Genomic DNA, 23,100 nt, shown 5'->3' with positions numbered 1-23,100 from the left:
AATGGTGTTGGTTATTATTGTTTTATAAGTACAATTTGGGCGTTGTCCATTTTGGCAACTTCCTTTCTATACTTTCGATATTCACTATATTTTTCTTTGGGATAGAGGCCTTCTTTAATCAATAAACTTCGTTTATAGACTACCGTATTTTCGGCTTCATTCAGTGTTACGGAAACTTCGTAAGCTCCAAACTCATTTTCCAATTTGGTGGCATTGGGTAAGGCTTCAACTGCATATCCCTGGGGCAAAGCAATCGTAAATTCATCTTCATCGAAATATCCTCTTTGAATTTCCAAGGGCATTTTTCTATTTCTATAGCGATTGGGCACATAACTACTTTTGTTAAAGGCATTGGCCGCAAACAGGATTCGTTCTCCACTTTTTGTGGCATAATTGACCGCCTTGATCGCTATTTTTTCGGTAAATACCACATTTTCCTTATCATTGACAAATTGATGTTTTCCCACTTTAAGGTTATTGATGTTATCCCAGTATTCCTGATAGTGTTTTATAACATCATCTTCTTTTCTATTTTCCAAATAGAAGCGGTTATCGTATTGTATTCCTCCTGTATTTATGGTGATATCTCCCGAAATACTACCATTTACATCCAAAGCAAAGGACGCCATGGTTTTTTGATAATTCTCTTCGTTCAGGTAAGCCGTCGTAGTCGTAAGCTCCCCTCCGTTAGGTTTGATGACCAAGACTTTTCTCCCATCCGTAAAATCCCCTATAAATCCAAAAGGGTGGGATTGTGAAGTGCAATCGATCCAATGGTATTTCCCTTCATAAGGAATCGCCAATATGACGTGGTTCCCTTGAGCCAAATCTGCAAAGTCATCCTCAAAATTCACCTTGTACCGTCCGGCTTCCACGTGCGTATAATAGGAAGGTACGCCAACATATTCCAGAAGGGTTTTGGTGTAATTGGTCAATCCTTTACAATCCCCATACTTTACCCGATCTACTTCTATGGCGCTAATAGGCTGTATTCCTCCAACACCTACTTGCACACTAATATATCGGGTATTTTCCTGTACATAACGATAGACCAATTTGGCCTTTTCCAGAGGATCATCCACACCATTTACCAATGCCATAACACCTTGTTTTGTGGCTTCTGATAGGCCATCCCTATCCTTTAACAACTTGGAATGCATCCAGGCACCAAGATCATTCCAATTGGAAACTACCCCATCATAGCCTTCGTAGTGAAAATTGGTGGTCCTCACCATTAACATGGGGGCAATATTTCCGAAAGAAGGGCTCAGGTTTTCGTTCTTTATCGCTTTTATCCCCTCTGCTTCATAGGTAATACTATTGCCTTCTTCTGTTTTGTTCACCTTTAAATCTTCTAGATTTTTCTCCTTGATCGTAGGCTTTAATTCCGGGGAATTAAAGGTGACGCTGAACCTACTTTTCTCCGAACTCACCAAAAAGCCATCCAAGAAGAACCAATTGGGAACATTTGAGGTATTGGGGGTCGCAATTTCATAGGTAAAATCAACCGTGTAGGGGTATTGTATTGGGGTATAATCCATATACAAGACTCTGGAATCAGAGTACAAGGTTCCCCCATCCACTGCGCTTACATCCCGAAACTCCTTTTTTTTGAATTTTTCTAATTCTTTGCCGAAACCATCGTAAACCGTTGCCTGTATTTTTTTTACCTTAACACTGTTATTGTAACCTACGGAAGCATGTACATGTTTGGCTCCGTATTTGTTCAATACGGTAACTATACGATGAAGGCGTATGGTCATTTCCCTTCTCGAGTTAAGCGTTACGGCCATATCGTCCAGACGCACTACGGCGTTGGCATTATCCGTGAATGTTTTATCCAATAAAAGAGCGGAGTATTCCAGGTTTTGAGCCATTGCCAATGGACTAAAAACCATCAGGCATAGCAAAGAGATGATACGCATTTGGTATTGTGGTTTGGTTTGATAAATGATGTTCAGAAACTTAACTGTTATAAATTTCTTAAAACTCTTACATAGATACACAAAAAAATCGACAAAATGTACTATTCCTTCTTTTTTGTGTCGATTACTATCGTTACCGGTCCATCATTTAACAATTCCACTTTCATATCTGCACCAAAAACACCTGTTCCTACCTTTTTTCCGAGGTTCACCTCCAAGTTAGCAATAAACTCTTTATATAAGGGAGTGGCAATTTCCGGCGGAGCTGCTTTAATGTAAGAGGGTCTATTTCCTTTTTTTGTGGCCGCATGTAGCGTAAATTGACTCACCACGATGGCATCTCCTTTGATATCCAGCAGGGATCTATTCATGACACCATGATCATCACCAAAAATTCTAAGATTTGCTATTTTTCGAGAAAGCCAAAGGATATCTTCGGTAGTATCTTCGTTTTCAATTCCCAATAAAATTAGAAGGCCATTTTGAATTCTGGAAATTTCTTGTTCATCTACCGTAATACTAGCTTTTGATACTCGCTGTACAACCGCTCTCATTTGCCTTCACTATAATTGTCTATTCTATAGCCTCCTTCTTCCCCAGTCACCATTTGCACATAACTCTTATAACGGCTCCAAGCTACCTTGTCTTCCTCCAAAGCCATTTTCACAGCGCATTTAGGTTCATCGATATGAAGACAATTGTTAAATTTACAATGCTCCTTCAGTTTAAAGAATTCAGGAAAGTAATCTCCTATTTCGTCCTTCTCCATATCAACAATACCGAAGCCTTTTATTCCGGGGGTATCAATAATACGCGCCCCAAAATCCAAGTCGTACATTTCGGCAAAAGTAGTCGTATGTTGCCCTTGCATATGCTGTTGTGATATCTCTGCCGTTTTAATATTGATACTTGGTTCTATTTTATTAATGATGGTGGATTTCCCTACGCCCGAATGCCCAGAGAACATACTGGTTTTTCCTTCCATCAAAGTCATTACCTTATCTATATTTTTCCCGTTTTTTGCCGAGACGCCTATACAAGTATATCCAATGGCCCTATACAAGGCCGCCAAATACTTGATCTCATCCAATTGTTCCTCGGAATAGGTATCAATTTTATTAAAGAGCAATACGGTGGGGATATCATAGGCCTCTGCAGTGACCAAGAAACGATCAATAAAGCTGGTGAAAGTAACCGGATTGTTTAAGGTAATCATTAAAAAAACCTGATCCAGATTTGCTGCAATGATATGTGTTTGTTTGGAAAGATTTACCGATTTTCGAACAATATAGTTCTTCCGATCTTCAATTTCCGAGATAATCCCCAAGGTCTCATCCCCTACTTTTTCTATTTTAAAAACCACCCTATCACCCACAGCTATAGGGTTTGTACTTTTTATGCCTTGGATACGGAATTTCCCTTTTATCCTACATTCATAAAAATCTCCTTCCGCTGTTTTTACGGTATACCAACTCCCCGTAGATTTGTAAATGGTTCCGGTCATCTATTATTTTTCTGCCAAAGCAGCTACAAAATAACGCTTTTTATATGGATATACATAACCTAGGCATGAAGTAAGATGCCGGCAAACATTCTCATAAGGAGAAAGGGGTTCAAAATACTGCCCCTTGCACTTTTTTTTGACTGCTTTTTATGGTTCCGATGCATTTTGGTACAGTCTTTGTAATTTTCCGCTAAACAAAACTTTATTCAAATGAAAAAAATTCTATTCGTTTTATGTGTTGCCTTGGCAGGAACCATAGACATGAGTGCTCAACAATTTAAAGTAATTACTAGTGTAGAATCTATAGTACCCAGTGGGTTGGGGCGATCTAGAATCATTAGTGCCAACGAAGAAAAAGATTATAAAGAGTACACTAGTACGCAAACTTCCGAGGACAATACCCGGAACAAATCCAAAAGATCAAACATTAGGGTCAAGGATTTTGACGAAACCAAACTCCTCAACTTTTATAATGTAGGTGGTATTCGTTTCCAAAATATCGCAGCCAATGACGCTTTGATTACTTCCAAAATCAACGCTATGGTAGAAGAGGGCTGGGAGCTTGCCTTTGTGACCAGTGCTGTGGAAAGCTCTACAAAGGGAGATGCGGGAATATTTATTACCCGTTACATCTTTAAGAAAAATAAATAGGGACATCCCATAAAAAAATCCATTGAAAGTTTTCAATGGATTTTTTTATGGATAACACCGCAATAACATCAGTCTTTCAGATAGACCCTACCTCCGGCGAATGTCTTTTTATTCACTTGCTTTGGATTTCCGTATACATATACATCTCCACCAGCTTTGACATTGATATCCACCTTTTCTGTTGCAAATACGTCTGCCTCCCCGGCCGCAGTAATCTTAACTTTTGATGTCTTTGTCTGTAATTCCCTACCCTCAAAAATTCCTCCTGTATTCAAAACTACTTCCTGACTTTTAGCCAATCCCGAAGCTTCAATTGCTCCTCCGGTAACCGATCTAATTTTTAGATAATTCACATCCAGGCCAACTTTTACTTGGGCGCCCTCCTGTGTTTTTATCTCCAGTGTATTTTGCTTTATTAATTCATTGGACGTAATACGGGCGCCTTCATTGCCATCAATGACATCCAAATCTTTATAATACACTTCAATAAAGGTATCTTCCCCGTGGAAAATCCGATCGAGCTTCATGCGCAATTTCAAGGTTCCATTTTTATTCACTACGCGAATATCGTCAACATTTTCACCTTTGATCGTAACGCTATTTTTATCCGATTTTATCAGATTGACCTCAATAAGATCAAAAACTTTGATCGTATTAAAATCTCCCACATCCTTGGTCACACTACGTTGTGAAAAAACAGTAAATGAAACAAGAAAGCTACAGACGTACAATATTTTTTTCATGATGGTTCTTTTTAATAATTCAGTATAAAGATGGGGCATTCCCAGATATGTTACAGTTTATCAAAAAACTTTTCATAAAATAGCTATTGCATGATGTCTTCAACAACCGTCTCCCTAGGATTTAATGATCTTCTCCTGATGGTTGATGGATTCCTGGTGGATTGCTTTAAACATACGCAACACAAATTCTTCGCTCAATCCTCTGGTTTCTCCTTCCAAAATCATGTTTCCTAGAATTGCGTTCCATCGATTGGTTTGCAAAACGGCAACATTGCGTTGTTTTTTAAGGGCACCGATCTCATCAGAAATCTTCATACGTCTCCCTAAAGTATCGATCAATTGGTTATCTACAATATCAATTTGAGCGCGTAAGGTATTTAATTTACTCTTGTATTCGGCTTCCTCATCACTTTCTTTTCTAATCCTTAGATCTTCCATAATTCGTACTAAACGTTCTGGCGTTACTTGCTGGGCAGCATCACTCCATGCATTATCCGGGTCGTGATGCGTCTCAATCATTAAACCATCAAAATTCAGATCCAATGCTGTTTGGGAAACATCAAAAATCATATCCCGTTTCCCGGTGATGTGGGAAGGATCATTGATCAATGGTAAATCCGGAAAACGTGTCTGTAGTTCAATGGCCAATTGCCATTCCGGGATGTTTCTATATTTTGTCTTTTCATAGGTGGAAAACCCTCTATGAATTACACCCAGTTTTTTAATATTGGCCGAATAGAGGCGTTCAACGGCTCCCAACCAGAGGGAAAGATCAGGATTCACAGGGTTCTTTATCAAAACTACCTTATCTGTTCCTTCCAATGCGTCTGCTATTTCCTGCACGATAAATGGACTTACGGTAGAACGGGCTCCAATCCAAAGTAAATCAATATCGTGCTCCAAAGCCAAATCAACATGCGTTCTATTGGCCACCTCGGTCGCCGTTTTCAGCCCGGTTTCTTCTTTTACTTTTTGTAACCATTTTAAACCGATGGCCCCAACACCTTCAAAATTACCTGGGCGAGTTCTAGGTTTCCAAATACCAGCGCGATAATAATTGACATCCGTATCTTTTAGATCATGAGCAATTTTAAGCACTTGCCCTTCTGTCTCTGCGCTACATGGTCCTGCTATTACCAATGGGTGGTCTAATCCCATATTGTCCAACCATGTTCTCATTTCTTTTGAATTTTCCACTCGTTCAAATTTTTACAATTATTAGTTTCTCTTATTATCTATTTAAATCGGTATCATCTTAGGACGTTACCTTATTTTTTCAGTGCCGGCGACAGACCTTTCAGTATTTCTTTAATCTTATTGGTATTGTCCATCTCCTTATATATTCCTTTAAAATCATCTTTTAAAAGCATGGTTTTAAAAGCTTCCAGATTCTGTATGTACTCTTCCAGGGTCTCTATCACATTGGTTTTATTCTGCTCAAAAATAGGCGTCCACATGGCGGGGGAACTTTTTGCCAAACGCACGGTGCTTTCAAAACCACTTCCCGCCATATCAAAGATATCCCGTTCATTTTTTTCTTTCTCAATGACCGTTTTGCCCAACATAAACGAGCTGATATGCGATAAATGGGAAACATATGCAATATGCTTGTCATGGGCTTCGGGATTCATATACCGAATTCGCATGCCCAAATCCCGAAACAAATCCAAGGCTTTTTCCTGCAACTTAAACGCGGTCTTCTCTACTTCACAAATGATGTTTGTCTTTCCTTTGTACAATCCATAAATGGCTGCACTTGGGCCAGAAAACTCTGTTCCGGAAATAGGATGACAAGCTAAAAAATTTCTTCGTTTTGGATGTGTTTCAACAGCTTTACAGACTAAGGCCTTTGTGGAACCTACATCTATAACTATTGCATTATCATGCACTTGGTCCAATATTCGTGGGAGTTCTTTCACGGTTACATCCACAGGGATACTTACAATTACAAAATCTGCATCTCCCAAGTGTTGAAGGTCGCTCTTTATATCAATGATTCCAAGAGAGAATGCTTCTTCCAAATGTGCGGCATTGGTATCAATACCATGTACTTTGCATTCTGGATACAAGTTTTTGATATCCTTAGCCATGGAACCTCCAATTAATCCAATACCTATTACAAATACATTCATTTCTATTCTAATTTCTGCATCCAGAATTCCCTATATATCGCTAGGGGTAAAATCCAAAACTAGGATTTCTTATGTTCCCTCAATTCTTGTTTTTGCACTTTTTACGCTGCCCAAATACTCCCGGGCCTCTTTTTTTCTATTCAAACCTGGCAATTGCTTCCTCTATTTTCTCCTCGGTCACGCATAGTGAAAAGCGAATATACCCTTCTCCCCGGCTTCCAAAAATAGTTCCGGGGGTGATAAAAATGTGTTTTTCATACAATACCTTGTCAATAAACTCTTCTGCCGGGCCTGCACCTTTAGGCAATTTAGCCCAAACAAACATACCTACGGCTCCTTTGTCGTAACTACACTGTAACCTATCTGCCAAGGCGTATATACGCTTTCTTCTAGAGGCATAGATGGCGTTCAATTGTTGAAACCAATCCACACTGCTCTCCAATGCTGCTATAGCTCCTTTTTGTACTCCATAGAACATTCCAGAGTCCATATTACTCTTCACTTTCAAAATAGCCTCAATATGTGCCTTACTGCCAGACACCATCCCCACACGCCATCCTGCCATATTGAAGGTTTTGCTCAAAGAATTTAATTCCAAGGCTACTGCTTTACTCCCGGCTACTTCCAAAATGCTAATACAGTCGGTATTCAATACAAAACTATAGGGATTGTCATTGACCAATAAGATTTGATGTTTTTGGGCAAAATGCACTAATTTTTCCAATTGTTTTCTACTAGCAGTAGCACCGGTAGGCATATGTGGATAGCTTATCCACATGAGTTTTACCTTGGACAAATCCTGCTTTTCCAAGGCCTCTAGGTCTGGAAACCATTCATTCTCTTCCCGTAAATCATACTGCATGGGAATTGCACCGACCAATTTACTAACCGAAGTATAGGTAGGATACCCTGGATTGGGTAATAAAACAAGATCTCCTTCATTCAAAAAGGCCATACTTATGTGCATGATTCCTTCTTTGGATCCCATTAGGGGCAATATTTCATCCGAAGCGTCTAAGTTTACCTTAAAATTTGTTTTATAAAATAAGGCCATGGCCTTACGCAACTGAGGCAGCCCCTGATAACTCTGATATTGATGGGCCCCTTTCTCTTTCATGGCATCCTGTAAAGCGTCTATAACGGCGGTAGGCGGATCTAAATCCGGACTGCCAATTCCCATATTGATGATGGGTTTCCCTTCAGCAATCAGACCCCTTACTTCCCGTAATTTCTTAGAGAAATAGTATTCTTCAACAGTATTCAATCGGTTAGCGGTTACCATCATATTCTTCTGTTTTTATATTCTCCCAACACCATAAACTCCTCGGCCATAATTTCCAATAAAGACTTCGCCTTGGCATAGTCGTTATAGGTTTTGAAGGTTACATCCACAAAAAAAGCATATTTCCAGGGTTGCTCAATAATGGGTAACGATTGTATTTTGGTCAGATTTAGATCACAATCGCTCAACACATTCAAAACCGCGGCCAAACTTCCCCGCTTATGATCTAAAACAAAACGCAGGGAGGCTTTGTCGACATCGCTTAGGGTGTTCTCTTTTTGCTTTCTCAAAATAATAAATCGTGTAGCATTGTTGGAAATGGTCTGTATTTCAGAAGCAATTATTTCCAAACCATACAAATCTGCCGCACCGCTCGGAGCTATTGCCGCTACTCCAGAAAGACCATTATCCTGTATTCTTTTAGCCATCTCTGCGGTATCCACGGCTTCAACCAATTTCATATGCGGATAATTTTTTAAAAAATCCTTGCATTGCAATAAGGCCATGGGGTGGGAATGAACTTCCTCAATATCTTCAATTTTCTGCCCTTCCCGTACCATGAGGTTATGGTGAATATTTAAATAGTATTCCCCTGTTATATGTAGTTTATTGTTATACACCAAGGCATAGTTGGGGATAATAGAACCTGCAATGGAGTTTTCTATAGCCATAACCGCTTCATCTGCCGCACCATTAAGCAATTGCCATACCAAGGCATCAAAAGACATACACTCTATCAATTCTACATCCTCTGTATAATAATCCTGTGTTACCTGATAGTGGTTTGAGCCTTTGATTCCCTGTATTGCTATTTTCAATGCCATCTATACTTTCTTTATTTTGCGCTGCCTTTTGGGCAAAAAAAAAGTTCCGAATGCTTTCGGAACTTACTATTATCTATATCTTCATATATATCTAGAACAGTTCCGCCTCTCTTTTAAAGAAGTAAAAATAGAATCCTGCCCAGAAATAGTTTTGTGTTGTTGTTCTCATAAATCTTCGGCTAAGGTAATTATTAAATTCAAAAATCAAATTTTATCTTTATTTTTTTTTGAATCTTCTATGTGTGTTGGTATATTTTAAGAATTTCACGGAGCAAATGGCTTTTTTTTACGAATCTGCCATACTTGCGCTTTATTCTTTTGATATATATCACTGTCGTTATTCTTTTTCAAGTGGTGATTTCCCCTGATTTCCGCTGCAAAAGTAAAAGCGGTATCCCCTTAATTTTTCTATTTTTACAAAAAATATATCCTTATGTCCATTACGGTCAAGAATGTCAGTAAAAATTTTGGGAACCAAAAGGCGTTGAACAATGTTTCTTTTGCCATAAAGAAAGGAGAGATCGTAGGTTTTTTAGGTCCCAATGGTGCTGGAAAGTCTACGATGATGAAAATTTTGACCACGTATTACACTGCGGATAAAGGGGAGGCCGAAGTAAATGCTTTTAACGTTTTTTCGGATAAAAAAAGTGTTCAAAAAAGCATTGGGTATCTTCCAGAGCACAATCCGTTGTATTTGGATATGTATGTTAAGGAATACCTAGCGTTTAATGCCGATGTTTATAAGGTAGATAAAGGACGTATTTTAGACGTGATCGAGCAAACTGGGCTGCATCCGGAATCCCATAAAAAAATAGAACAACTCTCCAAAGGATACCGTCAACGGGTTGGTCTGGCCGCTGCTCTACTGCACGACCCTGAAGTTCTTATTTTGGATGAACCCACTACAGGTTTAGATCCCAATCAGCTCCAGGAAATACGGAAATTAATTCTAGAGATCGGAAAAGAAAAGACTATTTTGCTTTCTACCCATATCATGAAGGAAGTAGAAGCCGTTTGCGATCGCGTTTTGATTATTAACAAAGGTGTCCTTGTTGCCGATAAGACACTGGAGGAACTTCGGGAAGCGGACGAACAAATCATTGAAGTAGAATTTGACTATCGTGTAGAGGAGGCACTGATCCAGAAAATACCCCATACCAAAAGCGTAAAGAATATTGGAGGTTTTGTTTATGAAATCACCTTTGACACTGTCAAAGATATGCGCCCTGCCGTTTTTGACTTTGCCCATGACAATGAATTAAAAACGCTTCAATTGAGTCGCAAAAACAGGAATTTGGAAAGTTTATTCACTGAGTTGACGCAATAGTCCATAACAAAGGAGCCTATTCTTCCGCTAGGAAGGGGGCGAATTTTTCTAAATATTCGTTGAATATTACAGCTTCGGTCTCCGCAACTGCTGTTTCCTTATTTCTGATCAAAATGTCAACGATACGTTGATAGGCACTCACATTGGCATAAAGGCTTTCAATATTGCGGTATTGTTCTTCCGTGGTCATCCCTAACAAATACTCCAATTCTTCTTGATATTTCTTCTTTAGTTTCCGGAAAAGCTCATTTCCTTTTTCTTGTTCACCCACTTTATAATATCCATCTAAAAAAGGTTCTACGAACGTATAGTAACCAAAATACTCCAAAGGGATATTTTGCATGGCCAGGGCAATAATCTCTTTCGCTTTCTCTGTTTTTCCTTCAGCAATGAGTGTTTCTGTCAATCGTGCAAGACTAATCCTAAAACTCACCCCTCCTTGCTTTCTTGTTTGCGGATCGTGATAAATATCTGGACTTCCGGCATTGCCCCAATCCCATTTTTTCACCATTGCATACATGAGTTCACTGTCTAGTCTCCCCAATTCAAACGGACTTTCATTTTTAGTTTTGATGGGAACTAACTTGTAGATGAGTCCATCTAATTGCAAATAATCCTTCAACCATAAATATTCTTCATCTTCATAACTCCCTCCAGAAAAATATATGGGGCGTTTCCAATCATTGTTGGCCAGAACGTCCAACATCATCATTCTATTCTTGTACAGAGCCGTTTTTGGAAGGTCGATATCAATGTAATCCAAAATAAGGTGAGCATCTTCTGGGCGTACCAAACCGCTGTCCAATACATTTTTTTTGTTGACCGGAATACGAATCTTATTGGTCGGGTAGTATACCGTTTCTAAAATATGCGGAGGTTGCGTTCGTATATCCACGCCTTGCCGTTCCATAATATATTTAAATTTGGTCTGGGGTTTGTCACTATCTACCCAATTGACCCAATCCTTGATGTCCCAACGCTCTTCGGTAAGTCCATGGTGATATATTAAATCTCTTGTCCCATAGGCGTATTTATCATGCGTAATTTGGGAAGGTATTGCTGGACTGTTATAGGATCTACGCTTCATTTGATCAATATACCAGTCGGCCGCAAAATACCCGGTGACAATGATGCGCACATCGGTACGATACGCTTCTATTTCTTGCATGTACCACAACGGAAAAGTATCATTATCCCCAATGGTAAATAGAATGGCCCCTGCTCCTTCTTGTGCAGAATCCAAATAGGCTTTTGCCATGGCGTTGGCCGTGTATCGATCCGACCGATCATGATCGTCCCAGTTTTGATAGCCCATCAGTCCGGGTACAGCCACTAAACACAGTAATATAGATCCTATAGACCAGATTTTGGTAGGGAGAATTTGGGAAAAAGCAGTGTACAATCCATAAGCCCCTAGGCCAATCCAAATTGCAAAGATGTAGAACGACCCCACTAGGGAATAATCGCGTTCCCGGGGTTGAAAAATCGGAGGATTTGTATAGAACTGAATGGCCAGCCCTGTAAACATAAAAAATACAAAGAGCACCCAAAATTGTTTGGGGTTTCTAGATAGTTGAAAGACAATGCCCAATAGTCCAAGTATAAATGGCAAAAAGAAATAGGTATTTCTTGCCTTATTATCCTTAACATCGGAAGGAAGATTATCTTGACTGCCCAAACGCATTTCATCCAAAAAAGTAATCCCGCTGAGCCATTCCCCGTTCCCATCATATTGCCCTTGTATATCATTGGAACGCCCAACAAAATTCCACATAAAATACCGCCAATACATATAATTAAATTGGTATTGGAGCATATAATTTAAATTCTGGGCCAGTGTTACCGGAACCACTTCTATATAGTCACCGGATTCTTCTAAAAACCGAATATAATCCTCTTCATCCAGTTTCCCCTGGGCATAGGCTTCTTTGTACTGCCGAACCGCCGTTTTGAGTTGCTGATCGGACCGGTATTCTGGTTTTATATGGAAATCCAAAGCACCAAAATATTTCATATAGTTGGCAGCATTGGTACTGCTCCACATTCTAGGTAAAAAACCCACATGATCTTCATGGGCTCCTTGAAGTACATTTTTGTACTGATTCACAATTTTATACTTCCCCAGCACTTTATCTTTTTCATATTTGGGCCGATCATCCTTATTCGTATTGGAAGAAGCATATCGATTGGAGTAATAGGTTCCATAAAAAGGACTATCCGGACTTGGATATTGCTCTCTATTGTAATACGCCAGCAACGCCCGGGCATCTGAAGGGTCGTTCTCATTGATTGCCACGTGGGCATTGGCCCTAATGGGCAACGCCAACCAGGATGAAAATCCTAAAAACAGAAACAACGTGGCTAAAATAAGGGTATTCGCCATGTGATAATTCCTTTTTCTGGTATAGCGGAGTCCTATATAAAACAGGAAAGCCAAAAACAATCCCATGAGTACACTACCGGAATTAAACGGCAGCCCAAAAGTATTGACAAAGAACACTTCAGACCAACCGAACAATTTCAGCACATAAGTCAAGGAAAACTTAAACACCAAGAGAAGTGTTCCCACCGCCACGATATTGGCGATACAAAATCGTTTGAACGTAAAGGTTTCGTATTTTTTAAAAAAGAACAACAGTACAATGGATGGAATGGCCAAAAAGCCCATAAATTGAATCCCAAACGTAAGTCCTACAACAAAGCAGATCAGCAATAGCCATTTATTAGCCCGCGGGGATTCCATGGCATCTACCCATTTTAAACCCAACCATAATAAAAGGGCCATGATAAAGCTGGCCATAGAATATACTTCCGTTTCTACCGCATTGAACCAAAAACTATCGGAAAACGTAAAGGCCAGGCTCCCCACCAAAGCGCTTCCTAAAATTGCAATGGTCTTGGCAGTGTTTGGCCCTTGTTCCTTGACGGTAAGTTTACCGAGTAAATTGGTCAAGGTCCAGAACATAAATACGATGGTAAAAGCACTGGATACCGTAGAAACATAATTTACCATTAGAGCCACCTGGGAGGGTGAAAATGCGAACATGGCAAAAAAAGCTCCTATCATCTGTAATAGAGGAGCGCCGGGCGGATGTGCCACTTCCAATTTTGCAGAAGTGGCGATATACTCCCCAGCATCCCAAAAACTAACCGTGGGTTCAATGGTGAGACTATAGATTCCCCAAGCGATTACAAATACAGCCCATCCCAAAATAATATTCCAACGCTCCAAGGGGGTATTGGGCCATTGTTTTTTCAAATTATTAATCCATTGCATCATGAATGCAAGGTCGCATCCAAGGCATGAGTTCCATAATAATTCTAGTTGGAATTAGGGACTAGTACGGGTACTAATTTGTAGTTTTTTGAAGTAATTCTTTCCTATTGGACACCTTTAACTTCCCATACATATTGGTGATATGCGTTTTTACCGTACTTACGCTGATAAAAAGTTCATTTGCAATTTCCTTATTGCTTTTCCCGGCTAAGATAAGGGCGTGAATATTCTGTTCTTGCCTGCTCAGATCCATAGAAACTTCTTGTTTTGATCTTCTTTTAAACCATCCGAACAGCACTAAAAGTATAAGCACTATGACCAGTACCATATTAATTATTTTACTGTAAGCGTATTTCTGCTCTACAATATCCGTAGTTAAAAAAGCTAATTTCTTTTCTAAAAAAAAGTACTCTTCTTGCCGCAATTCACTTTGCTTCAATTCGTTTAAAAAAGCAATATAGTAGTCCGTATTTGAGGCAATGTCCGTATCCAATAAATCTTTATTCGCCAGTTCCTTGATACCGATCAGCTTTACCAATAATATGCGAAGGGAATCCTTGGTATAGCTTGTTAAGTTCACCTCCCCGTCCCTTTCCTCGGCTAAACGTCGCTCTTTATAAAAATCCATCTCAAACTTCCGTAGTTTTTGCCATTCTTTGTCGGCAATATTAGTCGTTGAATAGGCCGAAAAAGGGTTACCCGTTTTCTTAAATTTTACGATATCTTGACGGGAAGCGATAAAAAGATGCTCATCAACCCTACTGGAATCCAAAGGCTTTAATAGGCTATTCACGTGAATCCTATAGATATTATCTTCTTCTGAAATTAAATGTCCATCAAAGGAAAAATAGCCCTCTGTATCGATATCTGCAGCCGCAACAAAGCTCGCCTTGGTATAGTCCGGGATATCTTTTAATGCTATTTTGGTCAACACCACTTTAGGTTCCCATTGGGGGCTATCTACATTTTGGATATAACCAGATATTCCTTTTTGGGCCATCAAGCCCGTGCAAAGGGTCAAAAACAGAAAGAAGAGCCGCTTTTTATGCATGATATGGTTTCTAAAGAACATTACTAAAGTAAAGGTTTCTTAGGATAAAATCAAGTATTGCGGTAGGTGTACTAGCCCTTACGTCGTTCCAAAAGTATCATCATCATCAACCCTAAAACAATGCGTTGATCATCATCCGAATCCGTCATCTTTAATTTTTCGATTTCAAATTTTCGTCCAAAAAATGAAGGTTGTTTTTTCAAGCGTACGACGATCTCATCTTTTGTATTGATTACTTTATACGTAGGGTTGAACAAATAGCCCGTAAAAAAACTTAAAATCGGTATTTCTCCCAAAATGGAGTCAAATACTTTGATCCATGCATTTTCTTCGCGAATCAAATATTGCAATTGCTGATGTTGATCGATCAATTCATACTTGGCTTTCCAAATGGATGCCCAACCTTTTCGAGCTACTTTTCCCAATTCTTTTCCTGAAGCGTCAGTGATGCTATAAGCCGCTGAAAAATCGATCCACTTATCAGCTTTGATCTTAAAATTTACCTTGGTCCTACTTTCGTCATTGTAAATGGAAATATCTTCTTTAAGCTTAAACATTTTTTGTCGCACATAAGCTATGGTTCGCCCATCGGCATCTGTTGCCGTAAAATCATTGGCGATCGTTGAAATTTTAAATACAAAATTGATTGGAAACTTTAGGTCTTTCATGTTTTTGTTTTAGGAAATTGGTGGGTTAGCTGATATTACTTTTTAAAATATTGATTGTCGGCCAGCCAATCTGATAAACGCTCTGGCCATCCCGATATTGTTTTGAACTTGGAGCGATCTCCCATATTGAACCCATGATCTCCTTTGGCATAAAAATGGGCTTCTACTTCGGCACCTGCATCCCTATAGGCTTTTAACAACTTAAAAATACTCTCAGAACAACAAGCATCTTTGTTGGAAGCCAGCAAGAATACCGGAATTGCATTTGAGCTTACTTTTTCTGGAATTCCCAGAGGTCCGGGGTATATTTGAATATGGAAATTAGGGTGGGCGGCTTCCCGTTCCACCAAATCTGTGACAGTGCTGTTTCCCGGAAGCTTTTCAAAAGCAACCATATTGACCACTTCCCCTCCTGCCGAAAAACCCATCAATCCAATTCTATCCGAATCTATATTCCAACTTGTAGCTTTGCTTCTGATCAATCGCATGGCTCTTGTCACATCTTCTTTTGGATGCATGGGCGTATATACCGATCCTTCCTCGCGAAACAATCTATATTTTAAAACAATAGCGGTTACCCCTTGTGCATTTAGAAATTGTGCCGCTTTGGTCCCTTCTTCATCAAAAACCAATTCTCTATGTCCTCCTCCCGGGCATATCAATACTGCAGCACCATTTGGATGCTTCGCCGGAAAAACGGTAATGGAAGGATTATGGATACTCTTAACCCACCAATCTTTTGCTTTCTCCGGTAGATCTTTCTTGTGCTCAAAGCCAGGCGCCCCATCTTTCCATAAGGGAAGTACAAAGGATTGCTGTTGACCATAGGCTGCCAGACAGCTCCAGCAAAAGAGCAACAGGGTTAGATACTTTTTCATTTTTTGAACATTGATCTTCATATTTATCATTTTTGTTTCTTAGGTAGGCTCCATGGACAATAGGGCATCTATAACTTCATCCAAAACTAGCTGAACTCGGGGGTCGGTACAATTGATCAGTATACTAAATACCATCTCTTGATTAGGATATACATAAAAGTTGGCATAACCCCCAACACCATTTCCAACATGTCCGTAGTAAGGTCTCCCCTTAGCGTCTTCGCTTACCTGCCACCCCAGGCCATAATAGGTGGGTTCCCCCTGAATCTCCACGGAAGTTAAAAATTGATGCCAAACTTCTTCGGAAATACCGATCTCTTTATAATTTGCCTTCCCCAATTTTGCAATATCATCGCTTGTGGACAGATAACCTCCCCCGGCCAACTTGTAGAAATTATGCACGGGTACCGCTTTCCTGAACCCCAATCGATTTCTGGAATAAAAAGTCGTCTTATTTGGGATATTAAATCCATTATTTTGTGCGGGTATTTCTGGAAAGGTCTGTTTCATATCCAGGGGCTTTAATACGCTTTCCTGTACCAATTCTTCAAAAGGCCTTCCCGTTGCCTCCTGCATCGCCAGGGATAGAAGACACCAATCATAACTATTGTACAAATAGGCTGTTCCCGGTTCAAACTCCAAAGGGTCTTTTTCAAAAACAGTGATTCCTTCTTTGATGGAATAGGGCTTATTCAAGGCATACTCTTTTCCCTTATAAGCCCGTATGCCAGCCGTGTGCCCTGCTAGTTGGCGTATACTAAAATCATATTTTTTGGAAGGAAAATAAGGGACATACCCATATAGGGATGCATCTAGTTTTAACTTCCCATCTGTGACTAATTTTGCCAAGGTCAAGGCCGCAATGGGTTTAGAAACACTGGCTATCCTAAACACCGAGTTTTTAGGATCTATCCTGATGTCTTCTTCCCTATTGGCAAGGCCATACCCTTTTTGGAAAACTACCTTTTCCTTCCGTGTAACCGTAATGGCCAAACCAGGAATTTTCCCATCGGTCACTAAAGCCTGTAAAAGCGCATCTGCCTTGAGCAAGCCCGTTAGGTTGTCATCGTCCCCAAGTATTCTTTTTGCAGCAAAAAAATCTTTAAAAAAACGAAGAAGTGGCTTCATAGATTACTTTTTACTTAAAAATAAGACGTCCGCGAAACAATTCTTCCACATTTACTTCCGGGGGTCTGTTAAAAGCTTCCACATCTCCCAACCCCCGTATTACACCACTGATGGATTCCTGGGGGCTTACTAAAATAGTATTGGTACCCCTATGGTTTAGTATCACATTTTCGGCGTTCAGTTCCCTTGCTTCAACACGTGAATCTCCTGCTGATATGGTAATGGAAAAATTCGTTGCCCTACCCCTAATATCGAAAAAAGCAATGCCATTGGAAGTAATCGCTATATTTTCTGACGCTACTTCCAGGTTAAAAGATCCATCCGTAGTTTGTGCGTCCGGATCTAAAAAGCCTTCGGAAAGCAAGTTCAGGGCAGGATAGGTCAATACACCATCACTGCGTATTTCCAGCCCCGTACTACTGCGTATTTCTGTGATATTGGGGGCTGTAACAAAAATGGTGGTCAAGCCAAAATCCCTTGTAAAATTGCAACCGTTTTCGTTTCGCAACAACAAGCGATCTCCCTCAACCTCGGCACTGACTTCGTTCCGCAAGAATTCTCCTGTTTCTATTTCTACCCGTTGTACAGGTCCCTCCCTGAGCACTAGTTGCACCTTCTCAAAAACCGTAATTCTGGTAAAATTGGGTAGTGTTATTTCTTCCCGAATCATATCCCCTGCATTCTGAAAACAATCGGGCACATTATCTCCATTACAAGAAGATAATAGCATCAAAATCCATAATAGTCCTAGTATATGCTTCATTATTGATGTATTATAGACGAATTCCTATTCCGAATTCTACAGCTTCTGCCGCAGCTCCATGGGATTTTAGCGTAACTGCGCCATAAATTGAATCACTAAAGTAGCGTTTTAACCCTACCCTGTTATACACCCTTCCTTCAAAATCAAAAGGATAGTATACGTAATACCCCAACTGCGTTACCACCGAAAGTTTATTGATAAAGAGTTCGTGCCCTACAAATACACCCACTCTTTTAAAATCTTCGTCTCCGGACACATTTAGTTCTGGAAATGAAGTTCCTTGAAAGCGAATCAATTGTTTTAAAAAGTTAGAAAAAAACACATCGGTTCCCAGTTGCAAGGCACTTCTATTGCTCAAACGTTTATCAGCATAGGCCGAAAATATATAAAATGGAAACTGGCCGGACCCTATTTCATCACTTTCATTTAATCCTGTTCTAAAGGCAAGATTATACTTTATGGGTTCCTGTATTTTTTTTCGTTCCGGATCCAGATACACTATCGGTTCATCCTTGCCCAAAGTGTAGATCAGTCCGGCATTAAATGCCAATGTATTGGTAGAGAGGTTAGGTGCTCTAAAGTTGGCATTGGAATAGTGTAATAAGGTAATGCCCGCTTTAAAACCCAGGCCTTTAAATAGCCGTTCTTTATAGTAATTAAGGGCCAAATAGGTAGAACTCAATATATCCGAACCATAGGCGTTATTCCTAAAATTTTCGTCTTGATCATAAGGATTGGTCGTAAGAGCAATTCCCTGACCTATTCTGAATTGTAAATTGCGGTTAAAAAAATAAAAATTATAGTGTGCATATACGCCATAATTTTTCCCCAGCACCTCATTTTTTGGGTTTTGGTATATAAAGGAATATCCCAGATCCGGATAATTAAAATCGGCTTCCCATAATTTCTCTCCCCTGGTCTTTTTATTGTAACTCAAAATTAAACCCTCGGGATGATCAATAATCAAATGGGCCAAGTTGGGGTCATGTTTTAAAATAGAACCGTAGAAAGGCGTCACATCTAAAGTAGATTCTTTAAAACTGCCTTCTTCTTGGCCAAAACATGTACTACTTATACAAAAGACAACAAAAAGAATCTTCAAATTCATAGCCCCAAAGGTAAGTTGGCGGAATGGAACTCAAAAATTAATAGGGACTAGTTTTTATATCCAGACTTAAAAGACTGCTTTGGCAATGGCTTTAATATTATCCGACTTCCCCATAGAATAATAATGCAATACCGGGGCCCCGGCTTCTTTTAGCTCTTTGGATTGTTGAATGGCCCATTCTATCCCTACTTGGCGTACTTCTTTGTTATTTTTACAATTTTCCACAGCATCGATAAGATCTTGAGGCAAGTCAATTCGAAATATTTGTGGTAAAAGTTGCAAATGCCTTTTTATGGCAATGGGCTTAATTCCTGGAATTATGGGTACGGTGATGCCCTCTTTTCGCGCAGCATCCACAAAATCGAAGTACTTTTTATTGTCAAAAAACATTTGGGTAACGACATAATCGGCTCCCGCATCTACTTTTTGTTTTAAGCGTTTGAGGTCCGACTTCAAGGAAGGCGCCTCCAGATGCTTTTCTGGATATCCCGCAACACCAATACAAAAATCCGAACAATGATCGGTTTCTATAACTTCATGTAAATAATTGCCACAATTCAGATCATGAATCTGCTCCACTAAATTTATGGCATAGGGATGGCCCCCTTTTGTGGGTTCAAAATATTTTTCTTCCTTCATGGCATCTCCACGCAAGGCCATAATATTATCAATTCCCAAATAATGGCAATCTACCAAAAGATACTCGGTTTCCTCTTTTGTAAATCCGCCACAAAGCACGTGAGGTACGGTATCCACATCATATTTGTGCTTAATGGAGGCACATATTCCAACCGTACCAGGGCGCATACGGGTCAATTTCTTATCCAATAGGCCGCTACGATCAATATATACATATTCCTCCCTGGAAGTGGTCACATCAATAAAAGGTGGGGCGAACTCCATTAGGGGGTCAATATTATTATACAATTCTTGAATGCTTTTCCCTTTTACAGGAGGTATAATTTCAAAGGAGAACAGCGTTTCTCCTTTGGATTTTTTAATATGTTCTGTTACTTTCATCTATGCTAATCTTCTGTACTACGCTATTCTTGTCCTATACTTATATTTATTTGATATGTCTTCAATCCTCCGTACGATTCTAATCATCTGCTATATTGGGCGAAAGCCATTTGGTAGCCTCCTTTGTTGAAATACCTTTTCTTTGGGCAAAGTCGGATACCTGATCTTCCTTGATCTTCCCCAAACCAAAATATTTGGCTTCAGGATTGGCAAAATAATATCCGCTGACACTAGCCGCCGGCCACATGGCCAAACTTTCCGTTAGTTTTACCCCAATGCGTTCCTCCACTTCCAAAAGTTCCCAGAGGGTTAATTTTTCCAAATGATCCGGACAGGCAGGATATCCTGGTGCTGGACGGATTCCTTTATAGGCTTCATTGATCAATTCCGTATTGGATAGGGTTTCATTGGCCGCATAGCCCCAATGCAAAGTCCTTACTTCTTTGTGCAAATACTCGGCAAAAGCCTCGGCCAGACGATCTGCAAGCGCCTTGACCATAATAGCACTGTAATCGTCCAAATTCTTTTCATAAGCCGCAGCCCGTTCCGCAGTCCCAAAACCTGTACTCACGCAAAAACACCCTATATAATCTTGGATGCCGGATTCCTTAGGCGCAATAAAGTCGGCCAATGCATAATCTGGGACGCCTTCCCGTCTTTGTAGTTGCTGCCTCAGGGTTCTAAAAACAAAATCTTTACCGGCTTCATTCTTCAAACTAATATCATCATCATTGACCGTATTGGCCTGAAACAATCCGAAAACGGCTTTAGCCGTCAGTTGCTTTTCTTTCAATATTTCTTTTAGCATCTTTTGGGCATCTGCAAAAAGCTCTGTTGCCTGTTCGCCCACAACCGTATCGGACAGAATATCCGGATATTTTCCATGGAGGTCCCAACTTCTAAAAAAGGGGGTCCAATCTATAAAATCGATGAGTTTTTCCAACGAAAGTCCGTCGATGACCTGTACCCCTAAAGTGGCAGGTTTTATGATGTTTGTGGTATTCCAGTCTATGGCAAACTTATTCTTTCTTGCCGCTTCGATCGTTTTGTATTCCTTCTTTTTGGTGCGCTTTAAAAATTTATCACGGAATTCTTCATAATCCATCTTTAGCGATTCCTTGTACGCTTTGGCACTTTCTTTTTGCAGCAAATCCCCTACAACAGTCACTGCTCTAGAGGCATCGTTTACATGCACAACGGCACTGCTATATTGCGGGTCTATTTTCACAGCGGTATGGGCCTTACTTGTCGTAGCGCCTCCAATAAGCAAAGGCACTTTGAAATTTTGACGTTCCATCTCTTTCGCCAAGAAAACCATTTCATCCAATGATGGGGTGATCAGACCACTCAATCCTATGACATCTACATTTTCTTCCTTAGCCGCATTGATAATTTTTTCTGGAGGTACCATCACCCCTAAATCCACAATTTCATAATTATTACAGGCCAATACGACACTCACAATATTTTTTCCAATATCATGCACATCCCCTTTTACCGTAGCCATGAGGATTTTTCCAGCATTATCGGCCCCTGCTGTTTGTGGATTCTTTAGTTTTTCCTCTTCAATATACGGGAGCAAATGAGCCACTGCCTTTTTCATTACCCTTGCCGATTTCACTACTTGGGGCAAGAACATTTTTCCACTTCCAAAGAGGTCTCCCACTACATTCATCCCCGTCATTAAATGTCCTTCAATGACCTCTATAGGTTTGCTTGCGGCAATACGGGCTTCTTCCACATCTTCTTCAATGTACTGATCAATTCCCTTTACCAGGGCACGGGTAATTCTATTTTGTAAAGGCTCTTCCCTCCAAGAAAGATCTACTTTATTCTCTTTAGCCTTGCCGACCACCGTTTCTGCGAAATCCAACAAGCGCTCTGTGGCATCGTCCCGTCTATTTAGAACAACATCCTCTACATATTCCAACAGATCCTTTGGGATATCATCATATACCTCTAACATCGCCGGATTTACAATCCCCATGTTCATTCCTGCTTGTATGGCATGGTATAAAAACACCGAGTGCATAGCTTCCCGTACAGGGTTATTCCCTCTAAAACTGAAGGAAACATTACTAACCCCACCACTTACGCTACAATGTGGAAGATTTTGGCGCACCCACTTGGTAGCTTCGATAAAATCGATTGCATTCCGCTTATGCTCATCCATTCCAGTAGCCACTGGAAAAATATTGAGATCAAATATGATATCTTCAGGAGGAAATCCTACTTTATTAACCAAAATATCATAGGATCGTTTTGATATTTCTATACGCCTTTCATAATTATCTGCTTGCCCTACCTCATCAAAAGCCATAATAATAACCGCTGCCCCATACCGCTTTATGAGCTTGGCATGATGGATAAATTCCTCTTCTCCTTCTTTCAGGCTAATAGAATTGACCACACATTTGCCCTGTACTACTTGAAGGCCTGCTTCAATGATTTCCCATTTGGAACTATCGATCATAATAGGTACACGGGCAATATCGGGTTCGGCGATAATCAAATTCAAAAACTTTACCATGGCTTCTTTTCCGTCTATAAGACCATCATCCATGTTAATATCTATGATCTGTGCCCCGCCTTCTACCTGATTTCTGGCAATATCCAGTGCTTCTTCAAACTTTCGCTCTTTGATCAATCGGAGGAATTTTCTAGATCCTGCCACATTGGTGCGCTCTCCGACATTTACGAAATTGCTATCGGGTGTAATCACCAATGGCTCTAAGCCTGACAATTTTAAATAGCGTTCGGATTGCTGCTCCTTAACTACTGATGATTCCCTACTATTATCTACTATCATTTTACCTTCC

Annotated in this window: 19 protein-coding genes; 2 read left to right on the top strand and 17 right to left on the bottom strand. The window is 40.0% G+C overall.

From position 1 onward, the window contains the following. Positions 1–14: 14 nt before the first annotated feature. From ACEXOE_RS20690 to rsgA, 3 genes are all read right to left on the bottom strand, one after another. Entirely contained in the window at positions 15–1,925 is a 1,911-nt protein-coding gene (locus ACEXOE_RS20690) for a DUF3857 domain-containing protein (RefSeq protein ID WP_394750769.1), read from the bottom strand. Positions 1,926–2,026: 101 nt separating this feature from the next. Further along, positions 2,027–2,479: a D-aminoacyl-tRNA deacylase gene (dtd, locus tag ACEXOE_RS20685; RefSeq protein WP_394750768.1), complete on the bottom strand. Its 453-nt coding sequence runs from the start codon at positions 2,477–2,479 to the stop codon at positions 2,027–2,029. Further along, positions 2,476–3,429: a ribosome small subunit-dependent GTPase A gene (gene rsgA / locus ACEXOE_RS20680; RefSeq protein WP_394750767.1), complete on the bottom strand. Its 954-nt coding sequence runs from the start codon at positions 3,427–3,429 to the stop codon at positions 2,476–2,478. The genes dtd and rsgA overlap by 4 nt, the downstream gene beginning before the upstream one ends. A gap of 210 nt (positions 3,430–3,639) precedes the next feature. On the opposite strand from rsgA, the gene ACEXOE_RS20675 reads away from it, so the two are divergent. Continuing rightward, entirely contained in the window at positions 3,640–4,080 is a 441-nt protein-coding gene (locus ACEXOE_RS20675) for a hypothetical protein (protein WP_394750766.1), read from the top strand. Positions 4,081–4,148: 68 nt separating this feature from the next. Here ACEXOE_RS20675 and ACEXOE_RS20670 read toward each other — a convergent pair whose 3' ends face one another. The 5 genes from ACEXOE_RS20670 to ACEXOE_RS20650 all read right to left on the bottom strand — a co-directional run bounded on the left by ACEXOE_RS20670 (position 4,149) and on the right by ACEXOE_RS20650 (position 9,061). Next, complete coding sequence (locus ACEXOE_RS20670) at positions 4,149–4,823, bottom strand: head GIN domain-containing protein (RefSeq protein ID WP_394750765.1); 675 nt, start codon at positions 4,821–4,823, stop codon at positions 4,149–4,151. 114 nt (positions 4,824–4,937) lie between these two features. Continuing rightward, complete coding sequence (locus ACEXOE_RS20665; protein WP_394750764.1) at positions 4,938–6,020, bottom strand: chorismate mutase; 1,083 nt, start codon at positions 6,018–6,020, stop codon at positions 4,938–4,940. A 71-nt stretch (positions 6,021–6,091) separates the two neighbouring features. After that, a complete protein-coding gene (locus ACEXOE_RS20660; protein ID WP_394750763.1) occupies positions 6,092–6,955 on the bottom strand; it encodes a prephenate dehydrogenase in 864 nt (287 codons plus the stop codon). A gap of 136 nt (positions 6,956–7,091) precedes the next feature. Beyond that, entirely contained in the window at positions 7,092–8,240 is a 1,149-nt protein-coding gene (locus ACEXOE_RS20655; RefSeq protein WP_394750762.1) for a pyridoxal phosphate-dependent aminotransferase, read from the bottom strand. Continuing rightward, positions 8,237–9,061 carry a prephenate dehydratase gene (locus ACEXOE_RS20650; RefSeq protein WP_394750761.1) on the bottom strand — a complete coding sequence of 275 codons (825 nt, stop codon included), beginning with the start codon at positions 9,059–9,061 and terminating at the stop codon, positions 8,237–8,239. The genes ACEXOE_RS20655 and ACEXOE_RS20650 overlap by 4 nt, the downstream gene beginning before the upstream one ends. Before the next feature lie 433 nt (positions 9,062–9,494). Here ACEXOE_RS20650 and gldA point away from each other — a divergent pair, with 433 nt between their 5' ends. Beyond that, on the top strand, positions 9,495–10,388 hold the full coding sequence (gene gldA / locus ACEXOE_RS20645) for a gliding motility-associated ABC transporter ATP-binding subunit GldA (RefSeq protein ID WP_394750760.1): 894 nt from the start codon (positions 9,495–9,497) through the stop codon (positions 10,386–10,388). Between the two features lie 16 nt (positions 10,389–10,404). Here gldA and ACEXOE_RS20640 read toward each other — a convergent pair whose 3' ends face one another. The 9 genes from ACEXOE_RS20640 to metH all read right to left on the bottom strand — a co-directional run bounded on the left by ACEXOE_RS20640 (position 10,405) and on the right by metH (position 23,090). Continuing rightward, positions 10,405–13,668 (bottom strand): glycosyltransferase family 117 protein, encoded by a 3,264-nt coding sequence (locus tag ACEXOE_RS20640; protein WP_394750759.1) that lies wholly within the window; start codon positions 13,666–13,668, stop codon positions 10,405–10,407. Positions 13,669–13,738: 70 nt separating this feature from the next. Next, a complete protein-coding gene (locus ACEXOE_RS20635; RefSeq protein ID WP_394750758.1) occupies positions 13,739–14,716 on the bottom strand; it encodes a helix-turn-helix domain-containing protein in 978 nt (325 codons plus the stop codon). A 71-nt stretch (positions 14,717–14,787) separates the two neighbouring features. Further along, complete coding sequence (locus ACEXOE_RS20630; RefSeq protein ID WP_394750757.1) at positions 14,788–15,384, bottom strand: LURP-one-related/scramblase family protein; 597 nt, start codon at positions 15,382–15,384, stop codon at positions 14,788–14,790. Positions 15,385–15,419: 35 nt separating this feature from the next. Then, positions 15,420–16,262 carry an alpha/beta hydrolase gene (locus tag ACEXOE_RS20625; protein WP_394750756.1) on the bottom strand — a complete coding sequence of 281 codons (843 nt, stop codon included), beginning with the start codon at positions 16,260–16,262 and terminating at the stop codon, positions 15,420–15,422. 39 nt (positions 16,263–16,301) lie between these two features. Continuing rightward, a complete protein-coding gene (locus ACEXOE_RS20620) occupies positions 16,302–17,390 on the bottom strand; it encodes a serine hydrolase domain-containing protein (protein ID WP_394750755.1) in 1,089 nt (362 codons plus the stop codon). Positions 17,391–17,400: 10 nt separating this feature from the next. Further along, positions 17,401–18,153 (bottom strand): head GIN domain-containing protein, encoded by a 753-nt coding sequence (locus ACEXOE_RS20615; RefSeq protein ID WP_394750754.1) that lies wholly within the window; start codon positions 18,151–18,153, stop codon positions 17,401–17,403. Positions 18,154–18,163: 10 nt separating this feature from the next. After that, the gene (locus ACEXOE_RS20610; protein ID WP_394750753.1) at positions 18,164–19,261 is read right to left on the bottom strand and encodes an acyloxyacyl hydrolase; all 1,098 of its coding nucleotides are present in this window, start codon (positions 19,259–19,261) and stop codon (positions 18,164–18,166) included. A 66-nt stretch (positions 19,262–19,327) separates the two neighbouring features. Beyond that, positions 19,328–20,281 (bottom strand): methylenetetrahydrofolate reductase [NAD(P)H], encoded by a 954-nt coding sequence (gene metF, locus ACEXOE_RS20605; RefSeq protein ID WP_394750752.1) that lies wholly within the window; start codon positions 20,279–20,281, stop codon positions 19,328–19,330. Positions 20,282–20,360: 79 nt separating this feature from the next. Beyond that, entirely contained in the window at positions 20,361–23,090 is a 2,730-nt protein-coding gene (gene metH, locus ACEXOE_RS20600) for a methionine synthase (protein WP_394750751.1), read from the bottom strand. Positions 23,091–23,100 lie beyond the last annotated feature (10 nt).

It is taken from the genome of Spongiimicrobium salis (assembly GCF_043678055.1).
GTDB lineage: Bacteria > Bacteroidota > Bacteroidia > Flavobacteriales > Flavobacteriaceae > Spongiimicrobium > Spongiimicrobium salis.
Note: the sequence above shows the minus strand (reverse complement) of the source record. Positions and strands in the feature narration are given on the sequence as shown.

Excerpts from the sequence above, each read along its gene's own strand:
- ACEXOE_RS20650 (WP_394750761.1), bottom strand. The coding sequence starts at position 9,061 with ATGGCATTGAAAATAGCAATACAGGGAATCAAAGGCTCAAACCACTAT.
- ACEXOE_RS20690 (WP_394750769.1), bottom strand. The coding sequence starts at position 1,925 with ATGCGTATCATCTCTTTGCTATGCCTGATGGTTTTTAGTCCATTGGCA.
- ACEXOE_RS20635 (WP_394750758.1), bottom strand. The coding sequence starts at position 14,716 with ATGCATAAAAAGCGGCTCTTCTTTCTGTTTTTGACCCTTTGCACGGGC.
- ACEXOE_RS20610 (WP_394750753.1), bottom strand. The coding sequence starts at position 19,261 with ATGAATTTGAAGATTCTTTTTGTTGTCTTTTGTATAAGTAGTACATGT.
- ACEXOE_RS20640 (WP_394750759.1), bottom strand. The coding sequence starts at position 13,668 with ATGATGCAATGGATTAATAATTTGAAAAAACAATGGCCCAATACCCCC.
- ACEXOE_RS20655 (WP_394750762.1), bottom strand. The coding sequence starts at position 8,240 with ATGATGGTAACCGCTAACCGATTGAATACTGTTGAAGAATACTATTTC.
- ACEXOE_RS20615 (WP_394750754.1), bottom strand. The coding sequence starts at position 18,153 with ATGAAGCATATACTAGGACTATTATGGATTTTGATGCTATTATCTTCT.
- rsgA (WP_394750767.1), bottom strand. The coding sequence starts at position 3,429 with ATGACCGGAACCATTTACAAATCTACGGGGAGTTGGTATACCGTAAAA.
- metH (WP_394750751.1), bottom strand. The coding sequence starts at position 23,090 with ATGATAGTAGATAATAGTAGGGAATCATCAGTAGTTAAGGAGCAGCAA.
- ACEXOE_RS20620 (WP_394750755.1), bottom strand. The coding sequence starts at position 17,390 with ATGAAGCCACTTCTTCGTTTTTTTAAAGATTTTTTTGCTGCAAAAAGA.
- dtd (WP_394750768.1), bottom strand. The coding sequence starts at position 2,479 with ATGAGAGCGGTTGTACAGCGAGTATCAAAAGCTAGTATTACGGTAGAT.
- ACEXOE_RS20660 (WP_394750763.1), bottom strand. The coding sequence starts at position 6,955 with ATGAATGTATTTGTAATAGGTATTGGATTAATTGGAGGTTCCATGGCT.
- ACEXOE_RS20675 (WP_394750766.1), top strand. The coding sequence starts at position 3,640 with ATGAAAAAAATTCTATTCGTTTTATGTGTTGCCTTGGCAGGAACCATA.
- gldA (WP_394750760.1), top strand. The coding sequence starts at position 9,495 with ATGTCCATTACGGTCAAGAATGTCAGTAAAAATTTTGGGAACCAAAAG.
- metF (WP_394750752.1), bottom strand. The coding sequence starts at position 20,281 with ATGAAAGTAACAGAACATATTAAAAAATCCAAAGGAGAAACGCTGTTC.
- ACEXOE_RS20630 (WP_394750757.1), bottom strand. The coding sequence starts at position 15,384 with ATGAAAGACCTAAAGTTTCCAATCAATTTTGTATTTAAAATTTCAACG.
- ACEXOE_RS20670 (WP_394750765.1), bottom strand. The coding sequence starts at position 4,823 with ATGAAAAAAATATTGTACGTCTGTAGCTTTCTTGTTTCATTTACTGTT.
- ACEXOE_RS20625 (WP_394750756.1), bottom strand. The coding sequence starts at position 16,262 with ATGAAAAAGTATCTAACCCTGTTGCTCTTTTGCTGGAGCTGTCTGGCA.